At 56.8% G+C, this 25,667-nt stretch carries 22 protein-coding genes and 6 pseudogenes; 16 read left to right on the plus strand and 12 right to left on the minus strand.

Annotated features, from left to right (window positions below; genetic code table 11):
• Window positions 1-25 precede the first annotated feature (25 nt).
• Together LJU32_15905 and LJU32_15910 are read right to left on the minus strand one after the other, a co-directional pair.
• Entirely contained in the window at window positions 26-907 is an 882-nt protein-coding gene (locus LJU32_15905; protein WKV87258.1) for a manganese catalase family protein, read from the minus strand.
• Between the two features lie 280 nt (window positions 908-1,187).
• A pseudogene (locus LJU32_15910) lies at window positions 1,188-2,725 on the minus strand (class I SAM-dependent methyltransferase).
• A gap of 337 nt (window positions 2,726-3,062) precedes the next feature.
• Between LJU32_15910 and LJU32_15915 the strand changes: the two are divergent.
• On the plus strand, window positions 3,063-4,982 hold the full coding sequence (locus tag LJU32_15915) for a tyrosine-protein phosphatase (GenBank protein ID WKV87259.1): 1,920 nt from the start codon (window positions 3,063-3,065) through the stop codon (window positions 4,980-4,982).
• A 36-nt stretch (window positions 4,983-5,018) separates the two neighbouring features.
• Here LJU32_15915 and LJU32_15920 read toward each other — a convergent pair whose 3' ends face one another.
• Window positions 5,019-6,146 carry a mechanosensitive ion channel family protein gene (locus tag LJU32_15920; protein WKV87260.1) on the minus strand — a complete coding sequence of 376 codons (1,128 nt, stop codon included), beginning with the start codon at window positions 6,144-6,146 and terminating at the stop codon, window positions 5,019-5,021.
• A gap of 92 nt (window positions 6,147-6,238) precedes the next feature.
• Window positions 6,239-7,030: a helix-turn-helix transcriptional regulator gene (locus LJU32_15925; GenBank protein WKV87261.1), complete on the minus strand. Its 792-nt coding sequence runs from the start codon at window positions 7,028-7,030 to the stop codon at window positions 6,239-6,241.
• Window positions 7,031-7,407: 377 nt separating this feature from the next.
• Between LJU32_15925 and LJU32_15930 the strand changes: the two are divergent.
• The 4 genes and pseudogenes from LJU32_15930 to LJU32_15945 all read left to right on the plus strand — a co-directional run bounded on the left by LJU32_15930 (window position 7,408) and on the right by LJU32_15945 (window position 10,861).
• Window positions 7,408-7,551, plus strand: a pseudogene (locus LJU32_15930) (AraC family transcriptional regulator).
• Window positions 7,552-7,615: 64 nt separating this feature from the next.
• Window positions 7,616-8,542, plus strand: a complete 927-nt coding sequence (locus tag LJU32_15935) for a DMT family transporter (protein ID WKV87262.1) — start codon at window positions 7,616-7,618, stop codon at window positions 8,540-8,542.
• Window positions 8,543-9,451: 909 nt separating this feature from the next.
• The gene (locus LJU32_15940) at window positions 9,452-10,192 is read left to right on the plus strand and encodes an NAD(P)-dependent oxidoreductase (protein WKV87263.1); all 741 of its coding nucleotides are present in this window, start codon (window positions 9,452-9,454) and stop codon (window positions 10,190-10,192) included.
• Window positions 10,193-10,441: 249 nt separating this feature from the next.
• Window positions 10,442-10,861: a VOC family protein gene (locus LJU32_15945; protein ID WKV87264.1), complete on the plus strand. Its 420-nt coding sequence runs from the start codon at window positions 10,442-10,444 to the stop codon at window positions 10,859-10,861.
• 67 nt (window positions 10,862-10,928) lie between these two features.
• Here the strand turns inward: LJU32_15945 and LJU32_15950 are convergent.
• A pseudogene (locus LJU32_15950) lies at window positions 10,929-11,099 on the minus strand (ATP-binding protein).
• A 341-nt stretch (window positions 11,100-11,440) separates the two neighbouring features.
• Between LJU32_15950 and LJU32_15955 the strand changes: the two are divergent.
• The 4 genes from LJU32_15955 (at window position 11,441) to LJU32_15970 (ending at window position 13,984) form a co-directional block, all read left to right on the plus strand.
• On the plus strand, window positions 11,441-11,923 hold the full coding sequence (locus tag LJU32_15955; GenBank protein WKV87265.1) for a class I SAM-dependent methyltransferase: 483 nt from the start codon (window positions 11,441-11,443) through the stop codon (window positions 11,921-11,923).
• Complete coding sequence (locus tag LJU32_15960; GenBank protein ID WKV87266.1) at window positions 11,920-12,150, plus strand: hypothetical protein; 231 nt, start codon at window positions 11,920-11,922, stop codon at window positions 12,148-12,150. The genes LJU32_15955 and LJU32_15960 overlap by 4 nt, the downstream gene beginning before the upstream one ends.
• Before the next feature lie 156 nt (window positions 12,151-12,306).
• Complete coding sequence (locus tag LJU32_15965) at window positions 12,307-13,410, plus strand: sel1 repeat family protein (GenBank protein ID WKV87267.1); 1,104 nt, start codon at window positions 12,307-12,309, stop codon at window positions 13,408-13,410.
• Window positions 13,411-13,528: 118 nt separating this feature from the next.
• Window positions 13,529-13,984 carry a hypothetical protein gene (locus LJU32_15970; GenBank protein ID WKV87268.1) on the plus strand — a complete coding sequence of 152 codons (456 nt, stop codon included), beginning with the start codon at window positions 13,529-13,531 and terminating at the stop codon, window positions 13,982-13,984.
• A 114-nt stretch (window positions 13,985-14,098) separates the two neighbouring features.
• Here LJU32_15970 and LJU32_15975 read toward each other — a convergent pair whose 3' ends face one another.
• Entirely contained in the window at window positions 14,099-14,710 is a 612-nt protein-coding gene (locus LJU32_15975) for a transferase (protein ID WKV87269.1), read from the minus strand.
• A 110-nt stretch (window positions 14,711-14,820) separates the two neighbouring features.
• Between LJU32_15975 and LJU32_15980 the strand changes: the two genes are divergently transcribed.
• Window positions 14,821-15,120: a hypothetical protein gene (locus tag LJU32_15980; protein WKV87270.1), complete on the plus strand. Its 300-nt coding sequence runs from the start codon at window positions 14,821-14,823 to the stop codon at window positions 15,118-15,120.
• A gap of 43 nt (window positions 15,121-15,163) precedes the next feature.
• On the opposite strand, the gene LJU32_15985 is transcribed toward LJU32_15980, so the two are convergent.
• The 3 genes and pseudogenes from LJU32_15985 to LJU32_15995 form a co-directional block, all read right to left on the minus strand.
• Entirely contained in the window at window positions 15,164-16,066 is a 903-nt protein-coding gene (locus tag LJU32_15985) for an effector protein (protein WKV87271.1), read from the minus strand.
• A 165-nt stretch (window positions 16,067-16,231) separates the two neighbouring features.
• Window positions 16,232-17,541 (minus strand): annotated as a pseudogene (locus tag LJU32_15990) (MFS transporter).
• 57 nt (window positions 17,542-17,598) lie between these two features.
• Window positions 17,599-18,581: pseudogene (locus LJU32_15995) on the minus strand (SDR family oxidoreductase).
• 209 nt (window positions 18,582-18,790) lie between these two features.
• Here LJU32_15995 and LJU32_16000 point away from each other — a divergent pair.
• The 5 genes and pseudogenes from LJU32_16000 (at window position 18,791) to LJU32_16020 (ending at window position 22,814) form a co-directional block, all read left to right on the plus strand.
• Window positions 18,791-19,659 (plus strand): annotated as a pseudogene (locus LJU32_16000) (LysR family transcriptional regulator).
• Window positions 19,660-19,845: 186 nt separating this feature from the next.
• Window positions 19,846-20,376 carry a PAAR domain-containing protein gene (locus LJU32_16005; GenBank protein WKV91119.1) on the plus strand — a complete coding sequence of 177 codons (531 nt, stop codon included), beginning with the start codon at window positions 19,846-19,848 and terminating at the stop codon, window positions 20,374-20,376.
• On the plus strand, window positions 20,373-21,266 hold the full coding sequence (locus tag LJU32_16010; GenBank protein ID WKV87272.1) for a glycine zipper family protein: 894 nt from the start codon (window positions 20,373-20,375) through the stop codon (window positions 21,264-21,266). The genes LJU32_16005 and LJU32_16010 overlap by 4 nt, the downstream gene beginning before the upstream one ends.
• 26 nt (window positions 21,267-21,292) lie before the next feature.
• The gene (locus LJU32_16015; GenBank protein ID WKV87273.1) at window positions 21,293-21,898 is read left to right on the plus strand and encodes a hypothetical protein; all 606 of its coding nucleotides are present in this window, start codon (window positions 21,293-21,295) and stop codon (window positions 21,896-21,898) included.
• Window positions 21,899-22,175: 277 nt separating this feature from the next.
• On the plus strand, window positions 22,176-22,814 hold the full coding sequence (locus LJU32_16020) for a hypothetical protein (protein WKV87274.1): 639 nt from the start codon (window positions 22,176-22,178) through the stop codon (window positions 22,812-22,814).
• Window positions 22,815-23,171: 357 nt separating this feature from the next.
• Here LJU32_16020 and LJU32_16025 read toward each other — a convergent pair whose 3' ends face one another.
• Window positions 23,172-23,684, minus strand: a complete 513-nt coding sequence (locus tag LJU32_16025; GenBank protein ID WKV87275.1) for a nuclear transport factor 2 family protein — start codon at window positions 23,682-23,684, stop codon at window positions 23,172-23,174.
• A gap of 272 nt (window positions 23,685-23,956) precedes the next feature.
• Here LJU32_16025 and LJU32_16030 point away from each other — a divergent pair, with 272 nt between their 5' ends.
• Window positions 23,957-24,856, plus strand: a complete 900-nt coding sequence (locus tag LJU32_16030; GenBank protein WKV87276.1) for an AraC family transcriptional regulator — start codon at window positions 23,957-23,959, stop codon at window positions 24,854-24,856.
• Window positions 24,857-24,921: 65 nt separating this feature from the next.
• Here LJU32_16030 and LJU32_16035 read toward each other — a convergent pair whose 3' ends face one another.
• Together LJU32_16035 and LJU32_16040 are read right to left on the minus strand one after the other, a co-directional pair.
• Complete coding sequence (locus LJU32_16035; protein ID WKV87277.1) at window positions 24,922-25,239, minus strand: hypothetical protein; 318 nt, start codon at window positions 25,237-25,239, stop codon at window positions 24,922-24,924.
• A complete protein-coding gene (locus tag LJU32_16040) occupies window positions 25,194-25,607 on the minus strand; it encodes a hypothetical protein (GenBank protein WKV87278.1) in 414 nt (137 codons plus the stop codon). The genes LJU32_16035 and LJU32_16040 overlap by 46 nt, the downstream gene beginning before the upstream one ends.
• Window positions 25,608-25,667 lie beyond the last annotated feature (60 nt).

Below are 25,667 nucleotides of genomic sequence, written 5' to 3' on the forward strand. Positions count from 1 at the left end.
CCGGATCGGGGCCGCCGGGCTGGACTCAGACATCTTTGCCTTGCACGTAACCGGAGCCCAGATCAGCACCAGTCACCGGTTCGCTGAGTGGGTCGGAGGCCGTGCGGGTCTTCATCGCCTCAAGCACTTGTGCGTCTTCAGCCGGAAGGGAGACGGTCGCCAGACCATCGCCGCCATCGACCGCAGGTTCTGGGTTCTCGACGTACTCCCACGCACCGCCCTCGTTCCAGGGGCCACGAACGTTGGGCTCGCCGGACATGTTGAAGTACTTGTTGGTGAATTCGGGCATTCCCTGCAGCTTGCCTTGCGGGAAGTTGGGCTGGATCGAATGCAGGGCTTTTTCGAACGACTGCTGATGGGCGATTTCCCGCGTCATCAAAAAGCCCAGCGCCTCTTTGACGCCCGGATCATCGGTGATGTTGATCAAGCGTTCGTAGAGGATTTTCGCCCGTGCTTCGGCGGCGATGTTGGAGCGGAAGTCGGCGGTCGGCTCGGTGATCGAGTCAACGTAGGCCGCCGTCCACGGCACACCAGCCGAATTGACCAGAGGTGCGCCGGCACCATAGAGCAGGCTGGTGATGTGCGAGTCATTACCGGCGCCATTCAACGCGCGGTATAGCTCGCCTTCTTCCTGCACGCCCTCGGCGAGTTGACCTTTGGCACCCTTGTTGAGCATCACGATGATCGAGCCGACCACCTCTAGGTGACTCAACTCTTCGGTGGCAATGTCCAGCAGAAGGTCTTTGCGCCCCGGATCTTCCTCGGCCAAGGCTTGGGTGAAATAGCGCGCTGCTGCGGCCAGTTCGCCATTGGCACCGCCGAATTGTTCCAACAGCAGATTGGCCAGGCCCGGATTGGGCTCGGCTACTCGAACGGTGTACTGAAGTCGCTTGTTATGTATGAACATTCAAAAACTCCTCAGACCAGCTATCGCGCATCAGCCCGTGTGGGCGTCAGCGCATGCATAGTTTGTGAGGAGTCGGCGAAGCAGAAATTTCGTTTATTGCAGGGTGGCTGGACGGACGGCAGAGGGCGGAAAGTTCCGAAAACAGGACGGTTGGCTTGACCCTGTTTCATGAGCAGCGTGGGAGCGAGCCTGCTCGCGAATGCGGTACGTCAGTTACCGATTTGGCGGCTGACCTGGCGCTTTCGCGAGCAGGTTCGCTCCCACCTTGGTTCGTTTGCAATCAAGCGATTTTAAGCGCCCTCAGCACAGGCAGCGTTTGCTCGGCGAACACCTGCGCCTGTGCGGTCAGTGCGGCGATATTGGCTTCAGCGGTGAGCAGCGGTTGGCCATTGTCGATCAGCACTTCACCTTGTTCGCTGATCACCCCCACGCCAGTTGCGCCCATTCGGCCGGCTGCTGTTTGCCTTGCTTGATCGAGATCAGGAACAGTTGCTGGAAGCGGCTGACCGTCACGCCACCACCGGTGACCGGGCTGGCCAGGGTCTGGATGTTGGCGCCGTACAGCGAGCGTTTGCACAGTTGCAGATTGAGCGCGGCGCAGCGACCGCTGACCTGCGCCTCGGCGGCCTCGCTTTGGCACGGAGCGACCGCGCCCATACCGATCAGCACGGCCAGGGCTTGTTCGAGGTCGTCGTAAGCCATTGCAGTCTCGGAGAGCAATTGGCGCATGGATTTGGCCGCATAGTTCTGCGCCGCCAAGGCATCGAGCACCGGGCCGTAGATTTCCGCTTGCAGGGTCGCTTCGCCGGCAGGACCGGTGACCGAGCCCGCGACAGTTTCCCAAGATTGCAGCAACGCGAAACGGCTGTGCAGCATCCTCGCCCGGCGTTCGGCAGCGGACAGGCGCGTCGCGCCACGCACGTACAGGTCGCGGCGGAAGTGCTGGTTGACGAAGTAGTCCCGCGCTTGCTCGCGCATGATCGGGTGTTCGATGGTTTCCAGAAAGTCCATGCCTTCGGCGCTCAGGTTGAGCGGGTCGACCGAGTCCAGCGGCACTGCCGTGGTGGCGTAGTCGAGTTTGGCCGGGGCCAGCGCGTCGACCATGTCGGCGAAGTACATGCAATTCCAGTCGCGATTGAAATATTCGTGGGCGACGTAGTGACGATCCTGGCCCTTGATGCTCTGCAGCCGCGCACCGAGACTCGGCGCCGCAGCGGCATACTTCGGATTGGCCGCGAGCAGCGCTTCGGAAAACTCCAGTGCGGCGTCGATGCGCTGATCGGAGCGCGCCGAGGCGTTGGCGAATCGGTCATGCAGGCTGAACAGATTGCGCAGCGGCGCCGACGGCGACCAGCCGGGGAAGCAGTTGTAGCTGACGTAAAGCATACCGCCCGGTTTAAGGTGACGGCGGGCGAATTCGACGATCAGTTTTTGATTGTCGCGGCTGACCCAGGTCCAGATACCGTGCAGGCTGATGCTGTCGAACTGCGGCAGGTCATTGCGCGCTAGCAGCTGTTCGAAACTGTCGTCATACAGACGCGCGCCATTGTTGGCGGCAGTCGCGAGGTCGATGGCATGGGCGGCCATACCCGGGTGAAAGTCCGTACCGACAAACGAACCCGGGTTGGCCGTGGCGTGGATGTTGATCGACACGCCCTGACCGAAGCCCAGTTCGCAGTGCACGCCGTCGTTGCTTTCCAGCGTGGCGAACCCACGCAACAACAGGCAGTAACGCAGGAACACCGGATTGATCTCCCGGCTATAGCTGTAGGTGTAGCCTTCGTCGGTGAAATAACCTTCGTTCCAGGCGTTGCTCATGGGTACAGCCTCTTGTTCTTGAAAGTGATGGCAGTCTTATAAGGGGTTGGCATTGCGCGCGACAAATTGAAAAAACGGATACTTTCCCAAACCCTGTGGGAGCGAGCCTGCTCGCGAAAGCTTTTTTCAGTTTGAATATAATCGGCTGACACGCCGCTTTCATGAGCAGGCTCGCCGCCACAGGGATCGTCAACACATTCAAGCAGGATTGATGGACCGATCACGCACCCCACGGCCCATTCGCGCAGGCATTTTGTAGCCAGCCGAAACTGTCATATTCCTTCCCACTCGCCTGACCATAGTGACCAGCCCAACGCTGATTTCATGAGGCTGCACTGTGTTCCAACGTCTTCTGTGTTCGCTGTCCGTTCTGAGCCTTTCCATCGCCGCTGCCCATGCGGCCGAGCCTGTCACCCTCGACACGCCGCGCTTGTCCGGCATCGACAACTTCCGCGACATCGCCGGCATTACCACCGCGTACTCCACCGCCCACGGCGGCGTTATGCGCAGTGGCGTGTTCTACCGCTCCAACGCGCTGACCCCATCGGCGGCGGATCTGGCGACACTCAATGGTCTCGGCATCAAAACCATTTACGACCTGCGCACGCCCAGCGAAATTGCCGCCACGCCTGACACGATGATCAGCGGCGCGGTCTATCGCAACATCGACATCATCGGCAGCACCACCTCGGGTGCGAACATCACCAATATCTCGTTCCACAGCGCCGCCGAAGCGGTGGCGATGATGGAGGACACCAACCGCGCTTTCGTCAGCGATGCCGGCATGCGCGGGCAGTTCGGCCAGTTGTTCAATGAGTTGGCCAGTGTCGACGCCGCGCAGCTGTTCCACTGCACCGCCGGCAAGGATCGCACCGGCTGGACCGCCGCTGTGTTGCAGAGCATCGCTGGCGTCGATGAGGCTACGATCATGGCCAATTATCTGGCGACCAACGACTACACCGCCGCCCGTGTCGCCGCGACCTTGAAAGCGCTGCCGCCGAGCATGGCCGCTGTCTACGAGCCGTTGCTCGGGGTGCAGGCCAGTTACTTGCAGGCCGGTCTCGACCAGGTCGCCGCCGAGTACGGCAGCATGGACAATTACCTCAAGCAGGGCCTCGGTCTGTCCCAGGAAACCATTTACGTGCTGCGCGGCAAGCTGGTCGAGTACAACAGCTTGCCGGGGCAGGCCGGGCTGATCGGCAACGCCGCTGCTGGCGCCGAGTTGCTGCGGCAGTTGCAGAACTCCGAGCTGTCCGGCACTTACAGCGCCTACAACTATTACCTGCAATCCGCGATCGACGCCGGCACGCTGGGCGGTGTCGAATCTCAAGTTGGCGGACAGGTCCACGCTGATGCGGCCAGCTACCTGCTGCGGCAGAACGCGATGATCGAACAAGCCGCCGCAGCGTTCGCCAGCGGCAGCGATCTGAAAGCCGGCCAATACCGCCTCTGGAGCACCGCGCTCGCCAGCTACCTCGGCACTGACGGCTCGGCCCATGTTGAGAGCAGCAACGAACACAGCCAGGGCCTGATGCTCGGCATCACCCAGCGCTTCAACGAACAACTCAGCGCGCGCGGCGGTTTCGGCTACAGCAAGGGCAGCGTCGGCGGGGCGGGTGGCGAGGCCGAGACTGACTTGACCTTCCTCAACCTTGGTGCGCGTTACGGCCTCATCAGCCTTGAGCGCGGTATGTTTGTCGATGCCAACGCCAGCGCCGGTTACGTCGACTACGACAGCAAACGCGAGCTCGGCGGTGGCCTCGGCACAGCCAAGGGCGACACTCACGGCAATCTCACTGGCGCGACCGTGGCGTTGGGTTATCGCCTGCCGCTCAGCAGTGTGATTCTCGAGCCGAGTCTGGGCTTTCGCGTCAGTCATCTCGACTTGCAAGGTTTCAAAGAGAAGGGCAGTGAGCTGGCACTCGACGTCGATGGCATCGAGCAGACCCGCCGCAGCGCGGTTGCCAATCTCGACGTGTCATTTGCCCCAGTGGCCATGGGCGCGTGGCAGTTGGTCCCGGGCGTTCGCGTGGGCTATGAACGTGCGCTCGGCGATCAGCACGTCGACAGCGAAGGCCACCTGCTGGGGCTGGATATCGAGCAGCGCGCGGCGTTCGATAACCGCGATCAGTTCAGTGGCGGCGCCAACTTGATGGCAAACCTCGGCGCCCTGAGTGTCGGCGCTGAGGTCGGGGCCAACGGTGGCGGTGACAGCCACGGTTTCAATGGCGGACTCAAGGCCAGTTACGCGTTTTGAACACAGCGAGCCCGGCAAATTGCCGGGCTCTTCAGTTCAAGCATGCTGCGCACGCGAAGGTTGCTGTGTGCGTGCCGGCTGCGCGGTGGGTTCGGGCAGCGAGGCGACATGCACGGTGCGCGCCGGGAAGGCGAACGTCGCGTCCAGCTCGGCCACCGCTTCCATGATTGCCAGATTGATGCGTTGCTGCACGTCCATGTAGACGTTGTAGCTGGCGTCCAGAACGATGTACACCGTTTCGAATTCCAGCGCGCTTTCACCAAAACTGCGGAAATGGCAGCGGTCGAAGCGTGCCTGTTTTTCATTCTTGATGATGCTTTCTACGCGCTGGGTGATTTGGCGAATCTGTCCGGTGGTGCATTCGTAAGTCAGACGAAACTCGAACACCACCCGACGCTCCTGCAGGCGTTTGTAGTTCTGAATGGTGCTGCCGATCATGTCGGCGTTGGCCATGACAATCTGCTCACCGCCAAGACTGCGGATGCGCGTGGTCTTCAGGCCGACGTGCTCGACCGTACCGGCCAGCGTGCCGACGACGATGAAATCGCCCACCTCAAACGGCTTATCGACGGCAATCGACAGCGAGGCGAACACGTCGCCGAGAATGTTCTGCACCGCCAGCGCCACAGCGATACCGCCGACACCGAGGCTGGCGACGAACGCAGTGATGTTGACGCCCAGGTTCGACAGCATCGCCAGCAGAATCACTGCCCACAGCAACACCTTGACGCCCCACAGGCTCAGGGTCGCCAATGCGCTCGCCTGAAAAGTGCCGGTCGCGTTATGCCGCGAGAAATAGCGATGCAACCCCAGCGCCAGCGCGCGGTTGGTCCACAGGCCGACCTGCAACGCCGCCACCACGAACCATAAACTGCTGACCCGCCCGAGCCAGCGCTCCGGCAAATCCAGCAAACCGATGCCGACCAGAATCGACGCCAACAGCAGCAGCGTGGTGCTGGTCGCCGCCAGCACTTCGCTGGCCATGTAGGTCAGATGCCCATTGCCGGCGCTGGCCCGCGCCTGCACCTTGCGGAACACGAAACGGATCGCCGTGGTGGTCAGCAGATAACTAAGCGTCGCGGCGAGAAACGCCAGTACCCAGTTCGCCAGTGAAATGCCTAAAATCGTGTGTGCTGTGAAAAAGCCGATGAAATCCTCGGTCATAAAAACCCCTTTCTGCCAAGTGGCCTGTCTGGGGTTAGTCGCCCTGAGATTTCTGCTGTTCAATCAAATGCAGGTTTCGCCGGACCGAATGGTCAACGCCTGGCCTTCAACTCCGCCGGGCTCACGCCGTAAGCACTTTGAAAATACTGACAGAAGCGCCCGACATTGCTGAAGCCAAAGCGCAACGCCACTTCCGTCACGGAGCCTGCATACCCGCGCGCCAACGCCTCATAGGCGCGCTGCAAACGCACCTGACGCTGATAAGCCACAATCGTCATCCCGACAAAACGCCGAAAGCCTTCCTGCAAGGCGCGCTGGCTGACATGGCTCAACCGCGCCAGATCCACACCACTGACCAACTGCTGCGGATGCGCCTGGATAAACTCCATCGCCACCTTCACATATCGCGGCGCCACACATGGCGCCGGCTGGCGCAGCGCCTCGGTGAAATTGTGCGGCCACGCCTCCAGCACCGCATCGATCAACATCTCGCGCAAGCGCGACGGCATCAGCGTACCGCTGTTGATCAAGGCATCGAACTCAGTGCCCGTGGCCAGATCAATCAACGCCTTGAGGCCCTTGAAAGCTGGCGCATTCAGATCAACGCTGGGCTCAAACACGATCCTCTGGACAATCGGCTTCTCCAGCAGCGCCGCCAACCGCTCGGTGAGCTGCTGACGATTGATCGAGATGCCGTGATGCGCGTGATCATCAACAAAGCGCATCGAACGGATATCCGCCTTGTCGATCGCCAGACCGACATGCGCCATGCCGATGGACTCGGTGGCGTGGTTGAAAACGATCTTGCCGGCTGTGGGGATGACGAAGGTGATTTCGTTCTGCGGATCGGGGAGGGTGACGCTGAAGTCGCCGTGGTAATGCATACGCCGAAAACTCACTCCGTCGTGCCGCCCGTAGACCCCGCCGATGATGATGTTGGAGGGCGGCGGCGGAGTATCGGCGTAGCGTTTGCCGAAGAGCCTGGAGAACAGGGCGCCGAAGTCGGAAGAGGTGAGGTTGTCGGAGCGCAGGATGATTTTTGGCGGGTTGGGGAGGTGGCGGTGATGGGCAGCATTTTGGAATGCGGGCTCTTGGGGCGATGGCGGGGACTGGTAGAGCCTAAGGAGCAGGCGTGACGGTTCAGTGACAAGACTGGAGCCATGGACTGCTTTCAGGCAAAAGCAGACAGCCAATACTCGCACTTGTATATTCCCGGCAGACAGATCACCACGTCCGAACAGACTCGGGAACGTACGCATTCATGGATAGGAAAAAAGGCCAACCCGACAGCACTGACTGGGTCATCCGCAGTGTTCAACCAGGAGGAATCGAGCGTATTGAAGCGTGGTTCGGCAGCCACGGCTACGATCCTCATCGACATGACACCTACTCCATCGGCCGCACCCCGTGCCTTGGTGAAGTTTTACGAAGTGGGTAGGCTTAGAGCTTATTGGGCAGGGAAGCAATTCATGAACGAATACGGTACTCGGATCGATAACGCTCCCAAGGGTATAGCACTCATTGTCGGCGCTGTTTTTGTGCTTGCCCTGGCCGATGCAGCAGTCAAATACTTCAGCGCTAAGCTGCCCCTGTGGCAGCTATTCTTGATCGTGTCTTGCCTTTCGGTTCCCGCCCTAGGCACTTGGCTTGGCCGACGCATACGCACAGGCCGTCTCAGAATTACTTCCGTTCCGTGGATAATGGCCAGGAGTCTTCTGCTGTTATTGATGTGGGTGACTTACTACTCGGCACTGCCGTTAATCCCACTATCGGTCGCTGCCGTTGCAATCTACACGACACCGATTTTTATAGCCCTTTTCTCCACCTGCTATGGCGGTGAGCCTTTGTCTCCATCCGGCTGGGCTGCAGTGGGATCAGGTTTTGCCGGCGTAGCCTTGGTGCTGCGCCCGGGTTCGGAAATCTTCACGCTTGCGACGTTGCTGCCTGTCGTCGGCGCTGTCTTTTACGCACTCGCGATGGTGGTGACGCGCCGAAATTGTCGCAGTGAACATCCTCTCGTACTGGCGCTAGGATTGAATGTCGCTTTCCTTTTTGCCGCCTGCATGGGAGGTATCGCCTCGCTGAACGTCAGCGAGGCAACGGTTGTTCGCGCTCCGTTTTTACTATCTCCATGGCAGACACTCGGTTGGCAGGAGATAGCCTTCATTTCCTGTTATGCCTGCATGCTGATTCTGATAAATACAGCTACCGCCAGGGCCTACCAGATTGCACCTCCCGCACTTGTCGGCACCTTTGACTATGCTTACCTGGCCTTCGCTTGCCTGTGGGGTAATCTACTATTTCACGAAGTGCCAGACGGCTTTACATGGGCGGGAATGCTGTTGATCTTGATCGCGGGTTGGACGATTTTTCGCGTTCAGAAAGACGTTGAATAAGCGCCCGTTATCGCGCAACTGACGCAGGTTTTGCGGGAGAGGAGCGGGGAGCTCAAGAGTTGTTGCACCGCCTCCCGAATTCATCGAGACGGTAGCTTTGGGTCTATCAGATTTCCACTCCAGACGGCTCGACGCAATGAGACCGCGGCCTCGAGTTAAGGTGGCCGCTCACAGCCTGAGCCGAGGTCTGCCAATTACCTCTTGCCAATACGGTTGAGTTGCAGGGGCTATGTCGATAGCAGAGATACCGACTTTACCGGTCGTCCGGGTGTCCGTACTAACTATACAGTCCAATGTCATGATGATGTCATGTGGGGAGCGCCAATGCGTTTACCCACTCACTCACAATAAGCGTGATCCTATGCCTGCGACCGACGATTTCCGTTTCAACGCCCACCACCTCTTGCTTGATCTGGATGCAGCCACAAATCACCTCATGATGCTCGTTGTGGCGCACGAAGTGACAGGACACCGCTGGGATGAAGCTGTGTCTCGCCACAAGCAAGCTTACGCAGCATGGGCGTCCATACTCACTGGCATTTCAACCGATCCGCTGCCTGCCCTTGATGGTCGACCGGTAGAAGGGAACAGCTCTACCGCTAAGTAGCCTCCAACGCTCGAAAATCTTCAGAAATCTCCTTCTGTGCCTCCATGCCGAGGCGAAACAGCTTTTGTTGGCAATAATCGTCTGAGCCCTCGGTGACAGGTGGAGAGTGACCAGCGTTCGGCTACAGTTCAACGACTGCAGGGAGTGACGTATGAGCCGTTCAATTTGTCAATGGCCTGGTCAGCTCGAAAGCATTGCCAGCTACAGCGCTTGTCTGAATTCACGATTGCTCATATCGGTGGTTGTAAACCGATCACAAGGCTGGGAGGCTGGCGTGACATTTACCATAAGGACATGCCGAAATGAGCTCAAGGAAAATCCTCGTCACAGGTGCGGCAGGAAAGATCGGCACTGCTTTTTGGCAAGAGCGCGACGATAAATCCGATTTGCGTTTGGCCGATCTAGACGTAACTCAACTCCCGGACTCGGCACAGCGTTTCGCTCTGGATGTCCGGGATCAAGCCAGTTGCCTTCGAGCTTGCGAAGGTATCCATACCGTCATCCATCTTGCCGCTGACCCTGACCCAGACGCCGATTTCATGGACTCACTGCTTCCAGTGAACATCGTGAGCACTTACAACATGCTTTTTGCCGCAAAGGCACAAGGTTGCAAGCGCTTCATATTTGCAAGCAGTGCCCAAGTGATTGAGGGATATCCAACGGATGTTCAGGTCCAGGAATGCATGGCACCTAAACCAGGCAATCTCTACGGAGTCAGCAAGGCGTTCGGAGAAGCTTTGGCTTCGCTGTATGCAAACGATGGACAGATGACGACCATCGCAGTCCGGATTGCCAACGTAGCCAAATTTCAACAAGGGCAAACCCACAGTCCCAGAGACGTTGCGGCCTTCATCAGTTTTAGGGATGTTGTCGCACTTCTCAATAATTGCGTTGAAGCCGAGCTGAAGGGTTTTCACGTTATCCATGGGGTCTCAGATAACCGATATAAGCGTCTCTCTATTGATCAGAGCAGAAAAGTTGTCGGGTATGCCCCCGTTGATGACGGGTTTGAGATATTGGAAGGAGGCGCTCAATCTGATTGAACGCAAATTACCTAAAGAGGGCGGATAACGGCCAAAAGCGGACAAAGTGTTCAATGCGATGTAGCATTCAGCTGTCGAAAAAGACGGGCCGGTATGGTTAGTCCGGCCGTTCCCTCGGGAGCTCTGCGTTGGCATCAGTCCAACCCCGCGACCTTCACCTGACTTTACGGGCTCAGGATGGTGGTCGTGTGTCCCACTGCACAGCGATCCCGATTGGTGATGTTCAGTCCTTTTAAATTGGAGAACGTCATGCAAGCTAGAATTTCTGTTCTTACCCTCGGCGTACAAGATCTTGAGCGCTCCGTCAGCTTCTACCGCGACGGGCTTGGCCTTGTCACGAAAGGCATTATTGGTACTGAGTTCGAGAACGGTGCCGTCGCATTTTTTGATCTGCACGGTGGAATCAAACTCGCCTTGTGGCCGACGAAAAGCATTGCCTCGGATACTGGAATACCGCTTCTGAACGGGAATGTTTGCTCAACCATAGGGCACAACGTTTTTTCCAGGGATGAAGTCGATACGGTTCTAGAAGAAGCGAGGAAAGCCGGAGCGCAGATTGTCAAGCCGGCGGCAGAAACGTTCTACGGAGGGTATGCGGCCTATTTCGCTGACCCGGATGGGCACTTGTGGGAGATCGTGTTCAATCCGCAAATGCTTCCAATGCTGTAGTAGGTGGCCCGACAGGTCTCATCATCCAGTTCGATGTAGTGGAAACAGTGGGGAACTCCAGCAGCCGCGAAAGCCGTACGTAATCGAGCACTGATTCGACCTGATCAGGGTAGAGCTGTGAGAGCCAATGATCTTCACTGAGCAGAATGGCCGAACAATCGGATGCCAAGGACTTGGCCAATGTCGATTTGCCGGATGCAATCTTGCCTGCCATCAGGTGCAGTATTGGTTCGGGCATGAGAGACGTCTCCTTGTCGAGTTTTCATGATGTGCATTGAAAAGCGTCGAAGCAACTAGAGCTACCACTGGTAGCCTGGGGCCGAAAGCAAAAAATTCAGTCCCGGCATGGCCATCTCCATACGTCAGGCACACGCTTCCACTGAAAGATAGGGAGCCGGGCCCGTGCCGGAGGGCCATTGAATCGTGAATGAAACGGTGTCCTGGTGCTCGCTCACGCAAAGTCTGTCGGGACTGCACAGGCGATGCAGGCGCGCCAATCGCGCAAGTCCGTCGCGAAAATCAGCCGCATATAACGCCGTGATGACAATGCCGCTCAACTGACTCGACTTCACTACACGCTTGCTGATCGAGGCGGGCATCGGAGAAGGGATGCGAATTCTGGACGTAGGTTGCGGTTCGGGTGATGTTGCTTTTCTGCTGTGTGATCTTGTGGGAAGAAGCGGGGAGATCATCAGCGTTGATCATGACGCCGATTCCATTGCCATTGCACGCCAGCGCATCACAGGACATGCGCTGACTTTTCTCGAGGGCGACCTCCTGGAATTGCCGGACTCTATCGCCACGTTCGACGCCATCGTCGGCAGGCGCGTCCTGATGTATCAACGGGATGCGGTGGCGACAATCCGAGCCTTGGCGAAGTGTCTGCGTCCCGGCGGGCTCATGGTCTTTCAGGAACACGATACGACGCTGGCGCCTGCCAGCGTCGAGCCTTTCCTTTGCATCAAAGAGCGCAACTTTGGTTACAGCAGATGCTTGCTCGCGAAGGGGCGGATTTGCACATCGGATTCAACCTGCACGGCATTTTCACCCAGGCAGGCTTGACCGTTGAAAGCGTGCGCGCTGAGTGCCTGGTACAAACGCCTGACGCGCCCTACAACCTTGGTGCCATTGTTCGTGCCTGCTTGCCGCGAATCATTGCGTTAGGGGTGGCCAGTGCAGAAGAGGTCGACATTGAAACGTTGCAGGCGCGTCTGGATCAGGAGCGTTCAGTCTCTTCAGGCGTCTATGTTGGGGATGTGATGTTTGGGAGTTGGGCGAGGAAAAATTGACTTCGGTGTTTTTTATCTGACACGAAGAGTGGCAGTCGGCGAGAGTAATTGGCACTTTGTAAAGGCGATGTCATAAAGCTAATCATGAAACTGGCGATAACCTGTTGGGCGACTCGGCCCCGAACGTTGTCCTCCCATTTATGAACGGATTCAAAATTGCGCAAGTTCTCGATTGCTCTATGCCTCAGCCTCTTGGCCTTTCTTCTTGTTACCTTCGTGATCGCACTATGGCGAAGCCCTTATGGCCTTCCTGTCCTGATCGCCTCAGCTTATGAGGAGGGTTTGATAGTCAGCCGCAACCCTGGCAAAGCCGCAGACTGGTACTTGGGCGCTGCGGAAAAAGGCGACCCTGTGGCGCAGTACAAGCTCGGCATCATTCAATACTACGGTCGAGGCGTCGAAGTTGATCGACCAAAAGGTATGCAGTGGATAACGGAGTCGGCCAATCAGGGAAACGCGGACGCACAATATTACATGGGGGCTGCAAGCATCGCGGGCGGAGATGTGGCCAGTGATTTTGTCCAAGGTGCACAATGGTTCAGCAAGGCAGCAGAACAAGGTCATGCCAAGGCTCAACGACAACTCGCTATCTTTTATGACAAAGGTTACGGCGTTGAGGCAAACGACCAACAGGCGTTCAAATGGGCTAGCAAGGCAGCCGATCATGGAGATGCCGAGGCTCTGACGCTATTAGGCACACTCTATCTTTCCGGTAAAGGAACTCCAGCCGACCCTCAACACGCCGTCAAATTGCTCACCCAAGCGGCCAATGCTGGCGATAGCTTTGCATTTGAATTATTGGGGGCGGTCACTTTACAAGGCACTGGTACTCCTAAAGACGTACCCGCCGCATTGCGTTGGTATACCCGTGCCGCCGATCAGGGCCGGGTCAACGCCCAGTACGTCCTCGGCTATCTCTATAGCAGTGGCGGGGATGTACCGGTGAACTATCCACTTGCCAATCACTGGCTGTTGCAGGCGGCAGTTCAAGGTCACGCTGTGGCGCAGATTACCCTCGCCGTTCATTTCGATAATGGGCAGGGCGTCAGCCGTAACAAGCTCAAGGCTTGTGGATTGTTGCGCGTGGCGCTCAAACAGACGTTGCCGAGCGATATTGCAGGCCCCATGCGTGAGCAACTTGAGAAAGAAGAGAAAACACTTACGCCGCAGCAACTGGCTGAGATATCGGCTCTGGAGAACCTCTATTCAAGCCCGGCGGGTCTCGGGGCACTACAAGGTGATCTGACACGCGAACAGTAAGCTGCGATGGTGTCCCGCCTGATATCGCATTTTCATTTACCATTCGCACGTCGCCTGTTCCGGCGGCGTTCAGCCCAACGGCTGCATTACCAAATTGCAATGGAAGGATTCCCGCGTCATGTCCAATACGTTGTTCCGCACACTGGCTTTGTCCAGTCTGTTCGTGCTCGCCAGCTGCACCACTGCAACGCCAACCGCACCGACACCTGTCACTTCCAAAGCCATTGAAGCTTTTATCGACATTTGCCTGAAGACCGCCCCGTCGTTCGCCGGCTCGGCTGAAGCAGCCAAGAGCAATGGCATCACCGACCTTGTGGACATGGGCTTTACACGCATCGGCTTCACCGCAGACAAAAATCTCTCCGTGCAACTATCCGAAAAGGAGTGCGTCGTCGCCACTGATAGTCAGTCGGATAACAGCCTGACCCGGCAATTGCTGAGTGCCGCGCAGACTTATTCGCAAACGCCGGTTGCTGATCGTGTGCCGTCGAAAGTGCGTATTCAGGACAACAACTTTATTCTCCAGCACGACCGCAAGGGCGGTGAGACGTATGTACTATTGAGGAACAGGTGATCAGCGCTTTTATCTGTGCATGAAAAAGCCCGCTTTGCGGGCTTTTTCATGGGAATTTGCTGAGTGGTGCAGCCCCGCGCGATAGCGATTCAGTTCCGGAGGGGACATTTCGTTTTAATCGTAGGCGAACTGGTCAACCAGTCCCAGACGAGGAACACGTATGTGGGGCCGCAACAAAGCGCCAGGAGCAATCACAGCGTTTGCGCCAATCTTGCAGCCGTCACCCACCAGCGCTCCGAATTTGCTGACGCCTGTTTCGATCACCTGATTTTCGTGGCGGATCTTGATATCGGCTCCGTCCAGTTCGTTACGGTAGTTGGCGATGATCGCACCGGCTTCAATATTGACCGCTTCGCCGATCAATGAGTCGCCGACGAAGTTGAAGTGGGCAAGCTTGCTGCCATCGAGCATGAAGGTACTTTTCAGCTCGCAGCTGGGGCCAACAATGCAGTTTTTGCCGAGATATACACCTCCCCGTAGATAAGCCCCCGCCGCGACGAAGCAGCCTTCGCCGATGATGATTGCGCCTTTCAGCACAGCGCCTTGCTCAACGATGGCGGTTTCATGAATCGCACAATTATTGTGGCGCCGGTATCCCGGGCCGAGCGTTTCAAGCAATTTCAGAATCCGGCTCTCGCAATCCTGAACCACCGCCCAAGGGGCAGCGGAGTCCACGCCCAGTAATGGCCATTGAGCGATGTAATCTTCGATTTTTGGCGCTTTCATAAGAATCTTCCGGACAAGTGAGAGTGGGGCGTTGGTGGACTGTCGACGACTTGAACGACTCGCTATGCCTGCCAGTCGTACCTGTACAAGCATTTTCAAGGTACGGCGCAATGGATAAGACAATCACCGTGGATCAACTGGCAACCACTGATCTTGGATCAATCAACGAGATATGGCTCGGCGGGACCCATACTCAGTTATGCCTATGGCGTGCTGAACAAGTCTTCACCCACGAAATGCTCAGCGAGGGGACCCATGACCAAAATGTTCGACGCCTGTGCTTGCAGTTGGTTGACCCTGACGATCGAGACGCAATGGCCCGTGTTGAGGCGGTAGCGCGCGAACGACTCGAAGAAATGGGCAAGCAGGGCGAGTTTTACCCGGCCGAGGCGGCGGACACTCGTCAATAGCTGCTCCGCATCTGATGAAAAGCGCAGTTGCTAAAGCAGCGCCTCAAGCGGGCTCCTCAACCCTGCGCACATCCCCCAACGAATCACGCTGCATCGACTGCAAATTCTTTTCGATGGTTTCACACAGCGCTTCCATTTGAATCTGGTGTTCGCTGTGGCGGAACGGGCTTTGCAGATCAGTGCCGATGCGCTCGATGGCCAGCAGCATGAACCCCACCACGGTCGACGCCAGCGGCGTGAACCAGCCGAGGGATTCCACCAGACCTATCGGGACGATCAGGCAGAACAGCGAAATAAACAGCCGCGGAAAATAAACATAAGGGTAGGGCAGCGGGGTGTTGGCGATCCGCTCCATGCCGCCCTGACTGTTGGACAGGTCCACCAGCGTCGACTCAAGGCGCGCCAGGCGAATACTGTCCAGATGCCCGGCCTTGTATTCGCGAGCGAGCAAAGTCGCCGAGCCGGTGAGAATATCGTTGGCAAAGTTGTTGGTCGTGCCGCTGCGCGCGAACTCATCGGCGGGAATAAACGCCCGTACCTCGTCGGGACACGGCTGACCTTGCAGGTGCGCGGCAAGGCAATTCACGTAGGCAACGTGGCGGCGCAACAGCGTGGATTTGACCGGATTCACCTCGCCACCTGCATCGTCCAGCAGCGTCAGCACCTGCCGGGCGAAGCTGCGGGAATTGTTGATCATCGATCCCCACAGCGTCCGCGCTTCCCACCAGCGGTTGTAAGCGCTGCTGTTGCGAAAACTGATCAACACGATCAACGCTGAACCGAGCAAGGTCAGCGGCATCAACGGCAGGTTCAGCTTGGCGTTGAGAAACAGCATGAAGTCGACGGTGACGGCGATGTCCCAGAGCAGCAACCAGAACAAAGACCAGCCCACGTAGCCGAGGGTCTTGATGATCAGACGGTATTTTTTGACGATGGCAGCTTTCAAACGGAAACCTCGTGGCGAGCTGTTTGCTTAAACGCTTAAGCTCGGACGATGGTTGGCACCGGCAGTTCCCTGGTGGAGCGGTCAGCCGTCAGTCGGTCTGCAAAGCCTGGCCGTTGGAATGGTCAACGTTTGCGAGAAAAATCCCCGCCTCCCGATTCGACTGCGCTATGCGTGGGTTTGCCGCACTCCCGCGACACTGGCTCGGCGGTCCGCTCGCTCGCCGAGCCGCCATCCCAGCAGCCCCACAGCAGTGCACACAACGCGCCGACCAGCGCTGCCATGCCTGCTCCCTGGCTGAGGGCGTCCAGCGCGCTTTTCGCCCAGGCACTGATGGCGTCGCCGGCGCGGTAGACCACGGTGTCGATGAAGTTCTTTGCCTTGTACTTGCTTTCGGCATCGAGCGGGGCAAACAGCATTTCCCGACCTGGGCGCACGAAGGCGTACTCACCGATGCGGCGCACGATCATCAGCGCGGCGATCAGGCCAAAGCCGGGCGCGAAGATCAGCCCGATAAACCCCGCGCACATGACCAGCGGCACCATGGCCAACAGCACGCCGACACCTAGTTTTTGGGCGAGGCGTCCAGTGATGAACAGCTGACAGAGCAGGGCGCCTGCCTGCACGACAAAGTCGATGATGCCAAACACGCGCACCTGCGCCTCGCGGTCCGGGAAGTGTTCGGCGACGACGCGTGCCTGCTCGAAGTAAAGGAAGGTGGAGACTGTCGCCAGCAGCACCACAAAGCCGCAAATGCCGAGCAGATAGGGTGATTTCAGAACGGCGGTCATACCGCTGAACGGATTGCCCGGCAACGGCCTGCGAGGGCTTTCGCTCGGCGCGGCATCGGGGCGTCCTGCGCCACCCCGTTCACGCCAGCGCATCAGCTGGCGCTTGAACCACATCGCAGCGGCGAGCAGAACAGCGGCCAGCAGCATCAGGCCGGACTCGCCCAGCGGACCGATCAGCAAGGCGCTCAGCGCAGGTCCACTCAAGCCGCCGACGCTGGCGCCCGCCGCGATGAAAGCGAATAGACGTTTGGCCTGGGCACTGTCGAATACATCGGCCATCAGGCTCCAGGCGACCGATACGACAAACAGGTTGTAGACCGATATCCATACATAAAACACGCGCGCCAGCCACGGGCTTTCCTCGCCCAGGAACAAGACGGCGAACAACAGCAGATTGGTGCAGAAGAATCCGTACACCCAGTCCACGAAATGCAGGCGCGGCACGCGTGCGCTGAGCCAGGCGAACAGCGGAACGGCCGCCAGCATGACCAGGAAGGTCGCGGTGAACAGCCACTGCAAGTTCTCGACGCCGGCAGTGATGCCCATCGATTCGCGGATCGGACGGAGCATGAAATAGCCGGCGAACAGGCAAACGAACAGCAGAAAACCGTTGAGCGCAGGGCGCAGCTCGTGAGCCTCGGCATTGATGATGGCGCCGGCGCGGTGGGCGAGAAGAGACGTATCCATGTTGCGCTCCTGTGGGAGTGGCGGGGCAATGGCACGGGGCCTGCCCGTGCCGGGCGGTCAGCGGTAGGTGACGCCAGTCAGTCGCTCGGAGAGTTGCCACAGTGTGGCCGAATTCGAGCGATCGGCAGCGGCCGGCGGCATCTTGGCGAAGCCCAGCGGCCCGCGCTTTTCGTTATCACCGGTGGGGCCGTAGTAGGCGCCGCCAACCGCCTCAAGCGCCGTGGCTGCATACAGCGTGGGCAGCGCGCCCTGCGCTGCGGAATGATACAGGTCCCGCTCTACTGCCCATTGTTTGCCGAATTGACTGTCCAGGCCAGGCCCCGGGCGATCAGCTCCGTCACGGCAACGCCGGGGTGCGCGGCGATGCTGCGTATCCCCCAACCGGCGGCATCGCTGCGCTGCTGCAGCTCAATACTCCACTTCAGAACCGCCAGTTTCGATTGGCTGTAGCTGGCGAAAGGGTCGTAACTGCGCTCAGCCTGCAGGTCATCGAAGTTCAGGCTTGCGCGTCCGGCGGCGATGCTCGACAGGCTGACCACCCGACCATCGTCGCTTTTGCGTAGCAGGGGCATCAGCAGGCCGGTCAGGGCGAAATGCCCCAGATAATTGGTCGCCAGTTGCATCTCGTAGCCATCGGCGGAAACGCCTCGAACAGGCGGCGACATGATCGCAGCGTTGTTAATCAGCACGTCGAGCCTCGGCAGGCGCCCTTGCAGACGGTTGGCGAGATCGCGCACCGATTGCAGATTGGCAAGGTCCAGCGTTTCGAATTGCACGCGCGCCTCAGGCACGGCTTGCTTGATCCTCGTGATTGCTTCGCGGCCGCGCTCGGCGTTGCGTGCGGCGATGATCACCTCGGCACCGGCGCGCGTCAGGGCCAGCGCGTCTTCATAACCCATGCCGCTGGTTCCCCCGGTGACCAGCACGATGCGGCCTTTCTGGCTGGGCATGTCGTGGGTTGACCAGTCCGGCTTCGGCTCAGTTCGAGGAGTCGCCTGCGCAGCCAGTGTGCCGGCCATCGCGGAAATGGCGAACAGCATTCGGGTGGCCTTGAGAAGGCGTTGGGTCGCGGTATTGCTCGGCGTAGCGGGTGAATGGCTCATCGGGGGATTCTCATTCGCGTGACAGATTCCCGGTTAGCGGGGGCGAGTGAGCAGTATCGGTGTACGAATGCGCGAGGATAAGTCGGGCACTGGTGGATGGCCCGTACGACATGGCGTACAGTCAGCTGCTTGCGGAGGAAGCGTTCATGCGTAAACCAAACCTTACCGATGTGTCGATATTTGCTGCGGTGGTCGAGGCGGGGGATTTCGTGCTGCCGCGCAAAAACGCGGTCTGTCCGCCTCGTCGCTAAGCGATTGCATGCGTCGGCTGGAAAGCGACCTGGGTGTGCGCCTGCTCAATCGAACCACGCGCAGCGTCACGCCGACGGCGGCCGGCGAGCGATTGCTCGAACGCCTGCGCCCGGCCTTGCAAGAAATCGACGCCGCTTTCAACGATCTGGCCGACGACGCTCAGCGCCCGGTCGGCACGCTCAAACTCAATGTGCCAGTGCCGGTGGCACGTTTTCTGTTGCCCGACCTGCTGGCGCGTTTTCTGCGCCTCTATCCAGGGGTCAGTGTCGAAGTCGTCATGGACAACGCCTTTGTCGACGTCAACGCTGGCGGTTATGACGCCGGCGTGCGCTATGAAGAGAGCCTGGCCAAAGACATGATCGCCGTGCCCATCGGCCCGCGTCGCCAACGCTTCGTTGCAGCCGCCGCCCCGGGCTATCTGGCTGAACGCGGTACGCCCACTCACCCCGAAGAACTGCCGGGCCATGACCTGCTTGGCCATCGCTTCGAGAGCGGCAAAGTCGGCGTATTCGAGTTCCATCGAGACGGCCGTATCGTGCGTATCCCGCCTCAGGGGCAACTGCTGACATCGTCGCACGATCTGAAAATTCGCTCGGCCATCAACGGACTGGGCATCGTCTATACCTTCGAGGACTTTCTACGCGAGCCGCTTTCCGACGGTCGACTGGTGCCGATTCTCGACGACTGGTGGCAGTCCTTCGACGGCCCGTTTCTTTACTACCACGGCCGCCGCCACATGCCTTCGCCGCTCAGGGCGTTTGTGGGTTTTTGCGGGGGAAGGGCAGGTTGCGGAGAGTTCAGGTGTTTGCAGCGCTGTTTCGTAAGGCCAATCACCCCTCAATTGAACTCTGCATCAAACCCCCAATGCCCCAATCTGGGGTACATATGGTTGGCGACCCTCCTTTTATGCCAGAATTCTTCCGATTCTAATTTTACAAGGATGTTAAAGATGTCAGGCAAACCTGCCGCTCGCGTTACCGATCCTACCTCTTGCCCTCTGCCTGGTCATGGCGTTAATCCAATTGCCTCTGGGTCTCCAGACGTTTTCTTCGATGGGTTAGCTGCCGCTCGGCAAACTGATAAGAGCGCATGTGGCAGCCCTATCGTCGGAGATGTAGCTTCGACGGTGCTCATCAATGGGTTACCTGCAGCAACCGTTGGTAGCACTGGCGCCCATGGGAATAACGTCATCACTGGCTCCAGTACCGTAATAATTGGTAACTCGCATACTCCAGCGGATTTCACACCTCCTTCCGCAATGCCGCTTTGGGCACTGGTGTTCGATGAGCAGTTTCGTATCGTTGGTACTGATGGTCAGCCATTAGTTAACGTTCCCTACCACATCAAAGATGAGTCAGGAATGGTCTATACCGGGTTTTCGGATGAGTCAGGACGTACTCCGAGAATTGCTACGAGCAAACAAGAAACTCTGGAAATTACTACAGGAGTTGCGGCCCTTGAAAAGTGGGGTGAAGCATGACGGAGTTTTCTTGCAAAGTACCCACAAACAAGGAAGCCGGCTCGGTAAGTAACGTACCAGGCTATGCGATGCCGGCGAATATTCATCTTTTCGTCGCAGTCGATGAAATCGGAAAGGATGGATTTTTAGTTAGAAAAATTTACTCGTCTCCGGACAATCCTCATCTTGTTGCAAAAAATTTACCGGAATTCCAGATGAAACACGAAGTCTGGCCCGAAAAATATGGTATGCGCCCCGTCGCTCCGAACTCAAATGCCACCGTAGCAGAACATGTATTCAGCAGCAGGAAATATCCATCAAGCTATCTTTCAACAAGCTCCGAGTTTCCCGGCGGCTCTCCAAGGTTCGACGGTAAAGTTGTCTATATCGACATTGAGAAAGCGAAGGCGGCTGGAGCAAAGTTAGTTACGACGGAGGAAATCCTTAAGTCGTTAGAAGACTATAAAAAAGTAGCTCCGAAGAGCTCGGCGAGAATCGACCAGATTGCTAGCTGGGTGAGAGATATCGACAAAGAAGTACTGGTGAAAGCAGAAAAAGTACCAGCTAATGCGATTTTCACACCAAGGTCTTATCAAGTGACCAATACGCTCATGAAGGGTGCAAGAGTCGTAAGGGTTTTCGCCATTGGATTTACTGCGTATGACCTAAAATTAGCCACAGAAGAATCAATTAAGCAGAAAAGCGTTAAACCTATTTCTGTCGAAGTGGTGAAACAAGCAGGCGGCTGGGGAGGCGCGATGGCCGGTGCAAGGATAGGGTTCGTTGCAGGTGCTGCGGTTGGTATAGAAACCGGACCTGGTGCATTTGTAAGTGGTGCAATCGGTGGAATAATATTTGGCACTGCAGGGTACCTGGGCGCGACCTGGCTCGCTGACTACTTACAAGAGTGAAAAAGTATATGAGCTGGTTAGGTCGTATGAAGAAGGTGTTCAAGACTACCCCTGAGGAGCAAATCGTTGGTTATTCGGTTGTAGAGTTAAAATCTATATTTGGAATCACGATCACTGAGGCTGTAGCAGGGCATCGAAATTACCCTGCTTACTCAGCGTTGACTCCTGCAGGAATACAAGCCTATTACTCAAGTTTTGTCATCGACAAAGCTGAGGTGGCTGGTGTTGAAAACCTTATTAACGAACGGTTCTCACCCGTCAATGAAAGAGTGTTCAATGGATTGGTCGTAACTCGCTTTCAGCATCGACTGAGTGGTGAGCAGCTTATATTGTCTATTTCATATAAAGAATTCAATAGCGCTACGATTCGGCTGGTCACCAACAGTTCTCAGCTATTGTCCCTGTTAAGCGAAACAAAAATTGCGGCTCCTCCTCCGTGGTTGGTCTTCGATGGATACGAGGCGTCTTGGTGGGGAGGTGACATGCAGGGGGCACAAGGTTTTTACAACGACAACTATTTCTTTCCGTTTTTTTCATCGCTAAGTCCAGCAGAAAGAACTGCTTATTACGCAAGATATTCCGCACCTGAGGAGTGGATCAGGAGCCTAGAGTTGACTCTGGATCTTGAATAGCGATAGCTATAGCTCTGCTTCGGTCAAAAATAGGGCACAGTTCGATGGCTGCTTTCGGCCAAGAGCTGTCGTTTATTATGCCTACAGATTTTGGAGCGATCCGATGATCCGAGCACAGTCTCTACTCGAATAAAAGTGCCTCATCGCGGCTTTAATCAAGACTCACCATTTTAAATACGATCTTTTTTAGGATAAAAATGCAAGAAATCTTAGAGTCAATAACCCTTCTCGATACGAAGGACTTGATTTTGCTGGGGCTAGGGGAGTTCTCGGATATTTGCTCAGTCTTATCGCCGCCAAACAAACCGAGAAAAAGAAAGACTTGGTATTGGAAGTCTTAGGGCGCCAGATCGTTGCAGAGGCCACTGAATATTGTCCTTTTCGGATTGTCGATCTTGCTGGTGAGCCGCTGGACAACGTTTACTTTATCGTTGTGCGCGTGTGGAATAGAGGTCGAGAAGCAGTGCGAGGCGATGAAATTTCACCCAGTGCACCTATCACGATTGACTTGGGTGACGATATCAAAGTTATTGGGCCACCCCGTGTGACTAAACCTCATCAGGCGATGGATTTTTCCATCAATTTAGTAGATCAGAACAGATATCAAATTTGTTTTGACTGTTTGAATCAAGACGAATGGGTGCAAATCGGTTTTTACACGGCTGGCAATCCCAGAGCAGTAATAAAAGGGACTGGCCGTGTGTTCGGACAGCATTCAGATTTTGCTATAACCACTGATGATTCCAAGGCTACTATTTATGAAAGACTAACTGCTTTGATTGCGTTCGCGATGATCGTTAGTAGCCCGTTCTGCCTTTTTTTGCATTATGGTGGATATACGAGGACTACACATTGGCAGAAATTTTTCATCAGCCTGACAAACTACCAAAAACTCTATCAGCGATGCTATACCTAGGCATACTCATACCAGTGATCTCGGCATTCTATTTCTTTTCTCTGTGGCTAAAGCGTAAACGCAACCCTAAAGGCTACCCTATACGCGAAGATTTTGAGCCGACCCAGAGCCAGTCGTTAAAAGCTTTTTATCTGACAGCGCTGCATGGAAAACGCTACGAAGTATCTACATCAGTCCATGACTACGGTGAGATAACAGTGCGTTCTTCCCCAAGCAAAGAGCCGTAACTCATTGAGACGCAAGTAGCCTCTCATGGATGGCGGCTATTGGCCGAAACCCGACATTCGGTAGCTGGCCCCTCCGTATATCTTGCAGCTTCTTGCAAGCAGATCCTTCAGCCGATCCTGGCGGGCTTATCTATTCAACATCGCCAGCTTCAAGCGGAATTCGCCTGATAACGTCGTCGTAAGGCACCAGGTCGAGAAAGGCTACGACCTCAACTGCCTGCAAGTTTCGCATGCGCATGATCCATACGTAGCTGTTGCGATAAGGCGCGCCATCGGCTGCTGTGGCGGTGCCGTTCCAGTGCACAACGACGTCATCGCCTTCAGCCCAGATATTTACCACGGTAGGGCGAACGGGCGAGGCGAGCCGTTTTGCGAAGGGTTGGACTGCGCGTTTCATGAAGTCATCTCGGCCCCGATAAGTGCCTGCCGAGGGGCTCGTCCCCTTGATTGTCCAGATCACATCGGGAGCCAGCACATCTGTGAAGAACGTCCGGCCGCCTTGAGCCCACTGGTTGAACGCTTGCGCAACGAATTGGCGATTGCGTTCCGTAGTTGGTTCGCTGGCCACGGCGGGCGCCGGCTCTGCAATGAGTGTGGTGAGGACCAGTGCTAGCGCTGTAGAGAGGCGTTGAACAAACGTCATTTCCTGTGCTCCTTAATCTGTCCGATGAGCCCCGTCGAGTTGGATGGGCCGTTGTTGTTATCTGTAAGCCGCTAGTTGCGTTCCCTCACGCCGTTGCTCTATATGGGGCTTTGGCAAAGAATCGGCGCGGGTGTGGCCGGCAGTACCTCTGGGCTTCATCTGAAGTGTGACTTATGAGCGGAGGAGGGCTGTTGCAGGATCGTCCTGATTTCTTGCTTGATCATCCGATACCAGATGTCTAGCCGCCGCATTCCCACGTTATGGAGTTGTGTTTGAATTCCCTTTTCAAGCTTGTCGATATCGTTGGTCGTCACGCCCGGAATGACGGCATTCACAGCACCGCGATTCCGGGTGTCAGCCTGATTCGTTCGGCTTTTCCCACGATGCCTATGCCGGTGGTGTACGAGCCAACACTCTGTCTGGTCGCCCAAGGACGAAAACAAGCGATGCTGGGCACTACCGCCTATGTTTACGATCCGGCCAAGTACCTGATTGCATCGGTAGATCTTCCGGTAATGGGCTCGGTCATCGAGGCGAGTGAGGCTGTTCCCTATCTGTGCCTGGCGCTGGATCTCGATACCGCTGTATTGAGTGAACTTGCGCTGCGCCATCCGCTAAGAGAAGAGAGCGTCAGTGCACCGCCGGCAGGCATTACGCTCAACGATACGACTCCAGAACTGCTGGATGCTGCGGTTCGGCTGGCGGGGCTGCTCGACAGGCCACGGGATATCGAAGCGCTCGCTCCGCTGGTGATTCGCGAAATGCTTTATCGCCTTCTTACCGAGAATGGCAACAGCCTCATCAGGCAGATGGCACAAGCAGACAGCCGCTTGAACCAGATCGCCAAGGCTATTGCCTGGCTGCGCAGCCACTACAACGAAGCGTGTCGAATAGATCAACTCGTCGAAATCGCCGGCATGAGCCGTTCTTCGTTTCACACGCATTTCAAGGCGATCACCTCGATGAGCCCGCTGGAGTTTCGTAACCAGTTGCGGCTACAGGAAGCACGGCGGCTGATGGTCACCGAAGCGGTCGACGCCGCAGAGGCGGGATATGCAGTCGGTTATGAAAGTCCCTCGCAGTTCAGTCGGGACTACGCCCGTCTGTTCGGCATGTCACCGGCGAAGGACGCCTGGCGGCTGCGCAGGGCAGTCGAGGTGTCGAGCGGATGACCTGGCGGCTAAAGCGACTGGCGTCCATGCACGCGATCCACACTAAGCGGCATAGATTACAAACTTCACCGCTTGTATTTATAACTCTGCACCTCGCCAGTGATGCTTTTGAGCCCTGTCTTCGGTAGCTCTAACGTCTGAAATTCAACGCCTTTCGCGTCAACCTTGACTCGTTTCAGTAGATAAAGCATGTCGTCAGATTCTGAAATCTTGCACCCGCTGAACTGGTCGAGATTTTTGTAGGTCAACTGCCGCACCTCGCACGTTGTTGCCAGTTCCAGCGCTGCTGCTCGTCCCGAATTTGAAGGCACTCGGACCAACAGATACCAGGCGGTCATCAACAAAAACGCGAGCAGGAAAATAGAACCCACGATGATAAACATGCCGCGGTTTTCTGCGGCTCGTTCACGCACATTGGCGACCCATTTTGCCGGTGGGGCAGGTTGGGGCGCGTCCAGTTTTCTTTTTCGAAAAGCAGTATCAGCAGGGAAACAATCCCGACCAGAGCCACGGCGAAGAAGAGAGCAGAGAGAAAAGATCCGAACCCGGAAGCACCATAGGAAAGGTATTGCTGGGCGCTGATGTTCAATCGTTCGATGGGCACATCGAGCGTTAGATAAAACTTCTCCAGGTGAGCGAAACCGCTGAGAGTAAAAGCGCCCAGCATGCTGGCTATAAAAAGAGCTGCATCGATGCGGAGATATTTTTTCAGTCCGCGCGGGTCTGCCGATGGGTTGTTCTGGTCGCTCATCTCTTGTCCTTCAGATCTGAAGATTGGAAACCCTGTGAGAGCCTGGTAATCCGTCACAGG

This window comes from Pseudomonas sp. B21_DOA, from assembly GCA_030544685.1.
In the GTDB taxonomy this organism is placed as follows: domain Bacteria; phylum Pseudomonadota; class Gammaproteobacteria; order Pseudomonadales; family Pseudomonadaceae; genus Aquipseudomonas; species Aquipseudomonas fluorescens_AO.